This window comes from Pseudonocardia sp. McavD-2-B (assembly GCF_024124365.1).
GTDB classification, from domain to species: domain Bacteria; phylum Actinomycetota; class Actinomycetes; order Mycobacteriales; family Pseudonocardiaceae; genus Pseudonocardia; species Pseudonocardia alni.
This window is the reverse complement of record NZ_JAMXSG010000221.1, coordinates 1-9,994: the sequence shown is the minus strand read 5'-3', so window position 1 is coordinate 9,994 and position 9,994 is coordinate 1. Positions and strand designations below refer to the sequence as shown.

The 9,994-nt window shown below is 75.1% G+C and carries 9 protein-coding genes; 4 read left to right on the top strand and 5 right to left on the bottom strand.

Annotation, left to right across the window (positions count from 1 at the left end):
- Positions 1-328 precede the first annotated feature (328 nt).
- Positions 329-1,624, bottom strand: coding sequence for a phosphopyruvate hydratase (gene eno / locus NH602_RS23135; protein ID WP_073577651.1), 1,296 nt, complete (start codon positions 1,622-1,624; stop codon positions 329-331).
- A 152-nt stretch (positions 1,625-1,776) separates the two neighbouring features.
- Between eno and NH602_RS23130 the strand changes: the two genes are divergently transcribed.
- The 4 genes from NH602_RS23130 (at position 1,777) to efeB (ending at position 5,564) form a co-directional block, all read left to right on the top strand.
- Positions 1,777-2,187, top strand: coding sequence for a tetratricopeptide repeat protein (locus NH602_RS23130; RefSeq protein ID WP_179761061.1), 411 nt, complete (start codon positions 1,777-1,779; stop codon positions 2,185-2,187).
- A gap of 133 nt (positions 2,188-2,320) precedes the next feature.
- Positions 2,321-3,145: an iron uptake transporter permease EfeU gene (gene efeU, locus NH602_RS23125; protein WP_253068888.1), complete on the top strand. Its 825-nt coding sequence runs from the start codon at positions 2,321-2,323 to the stop codon at positions 3,143-3,145.
- Positions 3,146-3,189: 44 nt separating this feature from the next.
- On the top strand, positions 3,190-4,338 hold the full coding sequence (efeO, locus tag NH602_RS23120; RefSeq protein WP_179761063.1) for an iron uptake system protein EfeO: 1,149 nt from the start codon (positions 3,190-3,192) through the stop codon (positions 4,336-4,338).
- Positions 4,335-5,564, top strand: coding sequence for an iron uptake transporter deferrochelatase/peroxidase subunit (efeB, locus tag NH602_RS23115; RefSeq protein ID WP_253068887.1), 1,230 nt, complete (start codon positions 4,335-4,337; stop codon positions 5,562-5,564). The genes efeO and efeB overlap by 4 nt, the downstream gene beginning before the upstream one ends.
- Before the next feature lie 54 nt (positions 5,565-5,618).
- Here efeB and NH602_RS23110 read toward each other — a convergent pair whose 3' ends face one another.
- The 4 genes from NH602_RS23110 to NH602_RS23095 form a co-directional block, all read right to left on the bottom strand.
- On the bottom strand, positions 5,619-6,356 hold the full coding sequence (locus NH602_RS23110; RefSeq protein ID WP_179761065.1) for a lytic transglycosylase domain-containing protein: 738 nt from the start codon (positions 6,354-6,356) through the stop codon (positions 5,619-5,621).
- 42 nt (positions 6,357-6,398) lie between these two features.
- Positions 6,399-7,325 carry a MazG family protein gene (locus NH602_RS23105; RefSeq protein ID WP_253068886.1) on the bottom strand — a complete coding sequence of 309 codons (927 nt, stop codon included), beginning with the start codon at positions 7,323-7,325 and terminating at the stop codon, positions 6,399-6,401.
- Positions 7,325-8,248 carry a SurA N-terminal domain-containing protein gene (locus NH602_RS23100; RefSeq protein ID WP_179761067.1) on the bottom strand — a complete coding sequence of 308 codons (924 nt, stop codon included), beginning with the start codon at positions 8,246-8,248 and terminating at the stop codon, positions 7,325-7,327. Before NH602_RS23100 ends, NH602_RS23105 begins: the two co-directional genes overlap by 1 nt.
- 13 nt (positions 8,249-8,261) lie before the next feature.
- Positions 8,262-9,994 (bottom strand): S41 family peptidase (locus NH602_RS23095; RefSeq protein WP_253068885.1); only part of this gene is annotated, 1,733 nt, incomplete at its 5' end.

The window sequence follows — 9,994 nt, the reverse complement described above, 5'->3', positions numbered from 1 at the left end:
GGTCCGGCCGGCCGCGACCGCGCACCGGAGCCGCCCGTCGACGCGGGGGCGCGCGCCGAGCGTGCGGTCGTGGTCCGCGGCTTGGCCGCGGCACGACCACGCCCGGTGCCGGTCGTGCGCGCACGAGCGTCCCGTCCACGTCCCCGACGGTCCGCCATGCACCCTCCCGTCCGTCCCGGGTTCCCTCACCCGTCAGTGCCGCCCGTACCGCTCCGTGGCGACCCGTCCAGCATGCCGCCCGATCGGGCGCCGGTGGGGGCGCCGCGCCGGACCGTCCGCAGACGATCCGGGCGGCACCGGTGTCACCGACGGGTGAACGACCGGAGCGTCAGCCCTGGCCGGGTACCTGATACCGCGGGAACGCCAGCTCGCCGTTGTAGCGGGCGGCGTCACCGAGCAGCTCCTCGATGCGCAGCAGCTGGTTGTACTTCGCCACCCGCTCGGACCGCGCCGGGGCGCCGGTCTTGATCTGGCCGCAGCCGGTCGCGACGGCGAGGTCCGCGATGGTGACGTCCTCGGTCTCCCCGGAACGGTGGCTCATCATGCAGCGGTACCCGGCGTTGTGCGCCATCGTCACCGCGTCGAGGGTCTCGGACAGGGTGCCGATCTGGTTGACCTTCACCAGCAGCGCGTTCGCGGCGCCCCGGGCGATGCCGTCCTCGAGCCGCTCCGGGTTGGTGACGAACAGGTCGTCGCCGACGAGCTGCACCTTGTCGCCGATGGCCTCGGTGAGGCCGACCCAGCCGTCCCAGTCGTTCTCGTCCAGCGGGTCCTCGATGGACACCAGCGGGTAGGAGTCGACCAGCTCGGCCCACACCTCGGACAGCTTGTCCGCGGTGATCTTCTTGCCCTCGAAGGAGTACTTGCCTGCCTCGTGGAACTCGGTCGCCGCGACGTCGAGCGCCAGCACGACGTCGGTGCCCAGGGTGTAGCCGGCCCGCTGCACGGCGGCGGCGATCAGGTCGAGCGCCCCGCGGGTGCCGCCCTTGACATCGGGGGCGAAACCGCCCTCGTCGCCGAGGCCGGTCGACAGGCCCTTGTCCTTCAGCTCCGACTTCAGCGCGTGGTAGACCTCCGCGCCCCAGCGCAGCGCCTCGCGGAAGGTCTCCGCACCGATCGGGGCGACCATGAACTCCTGCACGTCGACGGAGGTGTCGGCGTGCGCACCACCGTTGAGGATGTTCATCATCGGGACCGGCAGGACGTGCGCGTTGGAGCCGCCGACGTAGCGGAACAGCTCCAGGCCCGAGGACTCCGCCCCGGCCTTCGCGACGGCCAGCGACACGCCCAGCAGGGCGTTCGCGCCGAACTTCGACTTGTCCGGGGTGCCGTCGAGATCGACGAGGCGCTGGTCGACCAGTCGCTGGTCCACCGCCTCGACGCCGACGAGCTCCGGCCCGATCTCGTCGAGGACGGCCGCGACGGCCTTCTCTACGCCCTTGCCGCCGTAGCGGTTCTTGTCGCCGTCCCGCAGCTCGACGGCCTCGTGTTCGCCGGTCGAGGCGCCCGACGGGACCGCGGCACGCGCCAGCGTGCCGTCGTCCAGCGCGACCTCGACCTCCACCGTGGGGTTGCCCCGGGAATCGAGGATCTCGCGTGCCCCGACCTGCTCGATGACCGCCACCGTGACTCCTGTTCTGATCGCGGGTGTCGTCCGGTGCGTCAGCGTAGTCACCGGTCGGCCCCGGCGGGGGACGCTTGCGTCACCCGGCCCCGCACCGGCGGTCTGTCAAGACCTCGCGTCCCGCCCGGATCGCACCTAACGTAAGGGTGACCATGAGCAGTCCCCGTGCGAACCACCAGGACCCGGTCGCGGCGTTCCGCCGTGCCGACCGGCTGCTCTCCCGGCACCGCCCGCTCGAGGCGCTCGACGCGCTCCGCCCCGTCCTCGACGCCCGCGGTCCGGACGAGCCCGGCGACGCCTCGGTGCACCTGCTGGCCGGCCGCGCCTACCTCGACTCGGCACAACTGCGGAAGGCCGAGGCGGCGTTCGTCCGGGTAGTCGAGATGGATCCGGCCGACCACTACGCGCGCTTCGCGCTCGGCAAGACGCTGCAGCGCCAGGGCAGGCTCGGCGAGGCCGAGACGCAGCTGAAGATCGCCTCGGCGATGGATCCGCGCCCGGAGTACCAGGAGGCGCTGGGCGAGGTGCGGGCCCGCATCGCGCTCGCACCCGACCGTCCCTGAACTGGGAAAACGGACCTTCCGGGGCGAATGCCGCGCGACCCTTCCCCGCTCGATCGGGTGAGGTTAGCCTTCCCGCCCGGCAGCACACCCTCACCTGGTGACTGCTCGTAGTGGTGACGCTGCAGGAGGTCGCATGCTGGGGAACGCGCTCATCGGGCTGCGCGAAGGGCTCGAGGCCTCGCTGGTCGTGGCGATCCTGGTCGCGTTCCTGGTCCGCACCGGACGTCGCTCCGAGCTGCCCAGGGTGTGGGCGGGCGTCGCGCTCGCCGTCGCCGTCAGCGTCGGCGTCACGCTCGGGCTGACCCTGACCCAGCAGGCACTGACCTTCGAAGCGCAGGAGGCGCTCGGCGGCTCGCTCTCGATCATCGCGGTCGGCTTCGTCACCTGGATGATCTTCTGGATGCGCTCGCACGGCCGGACCCTGTCCCGGGAGCTGGAGGGTGCCCTGGACCGGGCCGTGTCGATGGGGCCGTGGGCCGTCGTCGTGATGGCGGCGCTCGCCGTCGGCCGCGAGGGCCTGGAGACCGCGATCTTCTTCTTCGCCGCCGCGCAGGCCGCGGGCGAGACGGCCGGGCCGCTGGTCGGCTTCCTGATCGGCATCGCGATCGCCGTCGCGCTGGCGTACGCGATCTACCGTGGCGCGCTGACGATCGACCTGGGCCGGTTCTTCACCGTCACCGGCTTCCTGCTGATCTTCGTCGCCGCCGGGATCCTCGCCTACGGCGTGCACGACCTACAGGAGGCCGGGATCCTGCCGGGGCTGACCACGTTGGCCTTCGACGTCAGCGACGTGATCCCCGCCGACTCCTGGTACGGCACGCTCCTCAAGGGGATCTTCAACTTCTCACCGCGGACGACCGTGCTCGAGGCCGTCGTCTGGTCGCTCTACGTCGTGGTGGTCCTGGCGCTGTTCCTGCGCCCCGCCCGCCGGCGCGCGCCCGCCACCACCGACGTCTGAACCCCGCACCGTCCACGGTGTCGATCCCTCTAGTAGAACGCACGATGTCCCCCGTCACGCGCACGGCCGCCGGCCTGGCGTCGCTCACCGTCGCCGCCGCGCTGCTGGCCGGCTGCACCTCGACCGCCCCCACGGCGCAGGGGGCGGGCGACGGCGGCCCGATCACCGTGAACGCCACCGACACCGCCTGCGAGATCTCGACCGCGCAGGCCCCGGCCGGCACCCTCACCTTCCGGATCACCAACGCCGGCAGCAAGGTCACCGAGTTCTACCTCTACGCCACCGGTGACCGGATCATGGGCGAGGTCGAGAACATCGGCCCCGGGCTGTCCCGTGACCTGATCGTCGAGGTCCCCGACGGCGGCACCTACACCACCGCCTGCAAGCCCGGCATGTCCGGCGACGGCATCCGCGCCCCGTTCAGCGTCACCGGCTCGGCGCAACGCGCCACCGACGCGAACGCCCAGCTGGCCGCGGCCACCGCCGGCTACAAGCGCTACGTCGACTCCCAGGTCGGCGCGCTCGTCCCGAAGACCCAGGAGTTCGCCGACGCGGTCAAGGCCGGCGAGGTCGAGAAGGCCAAGGCGCTGTTCCCGGTCGCGCGCACCTACTGGGAGCGCATCGAGCCCGTCGCCGAGTCCTTCGGCGACATCGACCCGAGGATCGACGGCCGGGAGGACGACGAGCGTGACCCGGGCGTCGGGTTCACCGGGTACCACCGGCTGGAGAAGGACCTGTGGGTCACCGGCCTGCAGCCCGACTCGGCCGCGATCGCCGACCGGCTCACCGCCGACATCACCGACCTGGCCGCGCGCACCCGGACCGTCGAGCTGACCCCGGTCCAGCTCGCGAACGGCGCGAAGGAGCTCCTCGACGAGGTCGCCACCGGCAAGATCACCGGCGAGGAGGACCGCTACTCCCACACCGACCTGTGGGACTTCGCCGCGAACGTCGAGGGCTCCCGCGCCGCGGTCGCCGCACTCCGCCCGACGATCGACGCCAACGACCCCGCGCTCGGCCCGGTGCTCGACCAGCGGTTCGAGGCCGTCGAGAGGCTGCTGCAGGGCTACCGGGTCGGCGACGGCTACCGGCTCTACACCCAGCTGACGCCGGCGGACACCCGCGCGATGACCGCGGCCGTCGACGCGCTGTCCGAGCCGGTCAGCAAGGTCGCGGGCACCGTGACGGCATGAGCCCATGGCACCTGTCCCGGCGACGGCTGTTCGGCCTGGCCGGCGCCGGAGCGGCGCTGGCCGGGGCGGGCGCGGCCGCGGGCTACGGGCTGTCCGGCGCGCCCGCCGGCGACGGCGTCGTCGCCTTCCGCGGCGAGCACCAGGCCGGGATCGTCACCCCGGCCCAGGACCGGCTGCACTTCGTCGCGCTCGACCTCACCTCGACCGACCGCGCCGCCGTCGCCGACCTGCTGCGCCGCTGGACCGCCGCGGCCGAGCGCATGACGACCGGCCGGGAGACCGCCGAGGGCGGCGCGATCCCGGCCAACCGCTACGCCGCCCCGGCCGACACCGGCGAGGCGCTCGGGCTCCCCGCCGCGTCGCTGACGCTGACCTTCGGCGTGGGACCGGGGTTCTTCGACAAGCTCGGGATCGCCGACCGCCGCCCGCCCCAACTCGCCGGGTTCCCCCGGTTCCAGGGCGACCGGCTCGACCCGGCCCGCTCCGGCGGGGACCTGTGCATCCAGGCCTGCGCCGACGACCCGCAGGTGGCCGTGCACGCGGTCCGCAACCTGGTCCGCGACGGCTTCGGCGTCACCGAGGTGCGCTGGTCGCAGCTGGGGTTCGGGCGGACGTCGTCGACCTCGACCGGGCAGGCGACCCCGCGCAACCTGTTCGGGTTCAAGGACGGCACGAACAACCTCAAGGCCGAGGAGCCCGATCTGCTCGCGCAGCACGTGTGGGTCGGCGACGAGGGCCCGGACTGGCTGCGCGGCGGCTCCTACCTGGTCGCCCGCCGGATCCGGATGCACATCGAGACCTGGGACCGCTCCGGGCTCGACGAGCAGGAGCAGATCATCGGCCGGGACAAGGGTGAGGGCGCTCCGTTGACCGGCACGGCCGAGTTCGACCTCGCCGACCTGACCGCCACCGGTCCGTCGGGGCCGGTCATCCCGGACGACAGCCACATCCGGCTCGCCTCCGCCGAGGCCAACGGCGGCGCGCGGATGCTGCGGCGCGGCTACAACTTCGTCGACGGCACCGACGGCCGCGGCCACCTCGACGCCGGGCTGTTCTTCGTCGCGTTCGTGCGCGACCCGCTGACGCAGTACGTGCCGATGCAGCGCAGGCTGGCCCGGTCCGATGCGCTCAGCGAGTACCTGGAGCACAACGGCTCGGCGGTGTTCGCGGTCCCACCCGGCCTCGCCGAGGGCGACGACCACTGGGGACGCGCGCTCCTCGCCTGACCCGCACGCCGCGTCCCGTCGGCACGGCCGCGCCCGCCGGGGTGCGGGGGGGGGTCAGGGTGCGGGCGGCGCCGGGACGGCGGTGCGCTGCGCGTAGTCGGCGGCGGCGGCCCACACGTCGCGGGCGTAGTCGCCGGAGGCGTTGTAGGCGAGCACCCCGCGCCACCAGTCCCCGGCGTCGGCGACGTCGCGACCGTTCGCGCACAGGTAGCCGGCCGCGGCGAGGGCGGCGTCGTCGACCTGCTGGGGGTCGGCGACACCGTCGCCGTTGCCGTCGGCGCCGTAGCGCGCCCAGGTCCCGGGCAGGAACTGCATCGGCCCGACCGCGCGGTCCAGCACCGGGTCGCCGTCGAGGCGGCCGCCGTCGGTGTCGGCCACCCGGCGGGTGCCGCCGGTGCCGTCGAGCGGGATCCCGATGATCGGCGGGTCGACGCGGCCGTCCGGGCCGGGCTCGGCACCACGGAAGGTCGCGTGCCGGGACTCGATCCGCCCGACCCCGGCCAGCGTCGCCCAGCTCAGCCGGCAGTCCGGGGTGCGCTCGCGCTGGCGCAGTTCGGCGGTGGCGTAGGCCTGCAGGGTCCGCTCGGGGATGTCGGCCTCGGTCGCGGTCGCCCGGGCCCACGCGACGACGTCCGTGCCCGCGGGCAGCGGCGCGGACGCGGGCGGGGCGGACTGCCGGTCGACCGGGGTCCGGGGCAGCGACGGGCCGAAGTCCGGGCCGGTCGCCAGCGCGACGAGCACGATCAGGGCCAGGATGCCGCCGATGGCCGCGAGCAGCGACTGGGTGCGCACGCTCCCACGTTACCGACGGGTATCACCCGATCGGGGTGCGGGTCAGGGACCGTCCCAGTAGCGGCGCCAGTCCTCGGCGGTCAGCGCGTGCGGGTCGAGTCCGTCGGCGGCGGCGGCCTTCTCCGCCGACCGCACCCGCGCCTCGAACTCCCGGGCGGCCGTCCGCAGCGCGGCCTCCGGGTCACCGCCGCGGAGCTGTGCGGCCGCGGCCAGCCGGAACAGCGCCGCGCCGGCACCGTCGTCGGCGGGCAGCAGGTCCGCGGGCAGCCCCGCCTTCGCGGTGCGGGAGGCCAGCTTCGCGGCGAGCGCGACGGCCGGCTGGACCGTCGCGATGCCGTCGACACTGGACTCGCGCTGCTTCTCGGCGCGCTTGAGTTCGTCCCAGCGGCGGTCCTGGTCGGCGGCCGTGGCGACCTGCTCCCCCGCGGCGAACACGTGCGGGTGGCGGCCGACGAGCTTGTCGACCAGCCCGGTCGCGACCTCGTCGATCCCGAACGGGGCACCGGGGTGCTCGGTGGCGACGCGGGCGTGGAACAGCACCTGCAGCAGCACGTCGCCGAGCTCCTCACGCAGCTCGGTGCGGTCACCGTCCTCGATGGACTGGTAGAGCTCGTAGCACTCCTCGACGAGGTAGCGCAGCAGCGAGGTGTGGGTCTGCTCGGCGTCCCACGGGCAGCCGCCGGGCGAGCGCAGCCGGTCCATCACCGCGACGGCGTCGAGCACCGCGTGCCCGGTGGGCGGCGGCACCGCACCGGGGTGCGCGGCGGCGGGGTGGCCCGCCGGGACCAGCAGCACCGTGCCGTCGGCGAGCCCGGCGGGGTCCGTGCCGGTCCAGTCGGCGGCACCGGCGGCGGCGCCCGCGTCGAGATCGGGCACGGCGAGCACGTCGGTCGCGGAGCGCAGCAGCGGCAGTGCCGCGGCCGGGAGTGCGGCCCCGCGCCGGGGGCAGACGACGACCGTCGCGGCCATCAGGGAGCGGGCGGGGTCGGGTTGCCCGCGGCGACCGGGAACACCACGGAGGCGTCCTCGGCGGTCGGTACGGCGAGCATCTGGATCGGGTCCCACTCGCCGTAGCGGGGGTTGAGCTGCACGCCGGTGCGCAGCGCGGTGGGGGTCAGCATGCGGATCCCGGCCTCGGACAGCGAGCGCTGGTCCAGCTGGCCTACCGCGTCGCCCGGGGCGGGGGCGCCGAGGTCGCGCTCGGTCACCCGGACCACGACCCAGCCCTGGCCGCTGCCCAGCGGGAACGCCGCGACCCAGCCCGCCGGGATCCCGATCAGCGGGGTGAGCGCGGCCTGCGGGGTCTCGGCCGGGCGGATCGCGAGCCCGCGCTGGGTGGTGCCGGCACCGGCCAGCGCCGCCTCGGCCCGCTGCCCGCCGGCGGCGACCTCACGGGCCAGCGTGCTGGCCTGTGCCCGGTCCTGGGCGACCGCGACGTCCGCGGTCACCGACAGCCGCGGCAGCTCGCGGCGGGCGAGCTCGGACAGGGTCAGCTCGTCCCTGGTGGCGGCCTGCGCACCGCCGACCGCCAGCGACGACTCCTGCACCGCCTGCTCGCCGCCCTGCCGGGCGATCGCCGCGGCGACCTGCTGGTCGGACACGGTGACGCCCTGCTCCGGGGCGGTCAGGCCGATCAGGTCGCGGATCACCAGCTGGGACACCACGGCCCGCCCGATGTCGGCCTCGGACCCGCCCTGGGCCTTGAGACCGTCGACCAGCCCGGGCCGGGTGAGCACCGAGGTGATCGCGGGCTGCACGGTGGCGAGCGGGATCGACGTCTCGCCGACGATCGCGGCTGCGTCGACCCGGCTCGGTCCGGTGCCGCAGCCGGCCCCGGTGACAGCGACGGCCCCGACGATCAGCAGGGCGGCGGTGATCCTGCGAGTGCGCACGGCGGTCAGCCTCTCACGCGATGTGGTGCCGATCTCCCCCGCCCGGCCGACCCGGTAGTGCGGGCCGGGCCGCCGACGGCCGCCCCGCGAGGTCCGGCGGCCGCGCGGGCGGGTGCTCGTCGAGCCGGGCCAGGGCGATCGCGATCGCCCGGTCCAGCTGCGGGTCCCGTCCCGACGCCCGGTCCTGCGGGGTCACCACCACCTCCACGTCGGGGTCGACGCCGTGGTTCTCCATCGTCCAGCCGACGTCGTCGAACCAGGTGGCGTAGCGGGGCTGGGTCACCAGGGTGCCGTCGACGAGCCGGTAGCGGCTGTCGATCCCGATCACCCCGCCCCAGGTGCGGGTCCCGACGACCGGGCCGACCCCGAGCCGCTTGATGGCGGCGGTGACGATGTCGCCGTCGGAGCCGGAGCGCTCGTCGGCCAGGGTCACCACCGGCCCGCGCGGCGCCTGCTCGGGGTAGGTGGCGGGTGCGCCGTGCCGGGGCAGGTCCCACCCGATGACGCGGCGGGCGAGCTTCTCCACCACCAGCTGCGAGGTGTGCCCGCCGCGGTTGCCGCGCACGTCGAGCAGCAGGCCGTCCTTCGCGGTCTCGCGGGCGAGGTCGCGGTGCAGCTGGGCCCAGCCGTAGCCCATCATGTCCGGCACGTGCAGGTAGCCCAGCCGGCCGCCGGAACGCTCGGCGACCTCGGCGCGCAGCCGGGCCACCCGGTCCTGGTAGCGCAGCTCGTCCTCGGAGTGCAGCGGGCGCACCGCGACGCGGCGGACGGTGCCCGCGTCGGGCCGGTCGGGGCCGGAGCGGACGGTGAGCTCCACGGTGCTCCCGGCCGTCGCGACGAGCAGTGGCGCGACCCCCCAGTGCGGGTCCAGCGGGCGCCCGTTCACCTCCAGCAGCACGTCCCCGGCCCGCACGTCGACGCCCGGCCCGGACAGCGGGCTGCGCGCGGCGGGCGCGGAGGTCTCCGGCGGCAGGACGCGCCGGACCCGCCACCCCGGTCCGCCTGCGGGGTCGGGTTCCAGGTCCGCCCCGAGCAGGCCGGGGCGCCCGGTCGGGTCGCCGCCGGCGCGGCCGCCCATGACGTAGGCGTGCGAGGTCCCCAGCTCGCCGTGCAGCTCCCACAACACGTCGAGCAGGTCGTCGTGGCTCCCGGCCCGGTCGACCAGCGGCCGGTACCGGGCGGTCTCGGCGACCCAGTCGACGCCGGCCATGTCCTCGACCCAGAAGTGGTCGCGCATGAGACGTGCGGTCTCGTCGAACATCTGCTGCCACTCCGCGACCGGGTCGACGGTGACCACGAGCCGGCGGGTGTCGATCGTGAACTCGTCGCCGCCCGCGTCGTCCTCGGGTGCCGCGGAGCCGCCCCGGTCGGCGCGCAGCAGCCGCACCGTGCCCCGGTCGCGGACGACGAGCCGGGTTCCGTCGCCGCTCACGGCGAACGACGACGCCGGATCGGCGACCACGGTGACCGTGCGCCGGGCCAGGTCGAACCGCTCCAGCACGGCGCGGTCGGGCTCGGCGTCGTCGTCGGGGAGGCTGTCGCCGAGCACGCCGGTGCCGCCGGGCAGCCGCAGCCACACCAGGCCGCCCCGGACCGCGGCGAGCCGGGTGTAGCGGGCGGCCTCGACCGGCACGCCGACGACCCGGTCGGCCAGGCCCTCGACGTCGACGACGACCTCCGGCGGTACCTCGTCGGCGTCGCGCCCGGACCGGCGACGGCCGCGGCGCTCCCCGCTCCGGGCCTGCG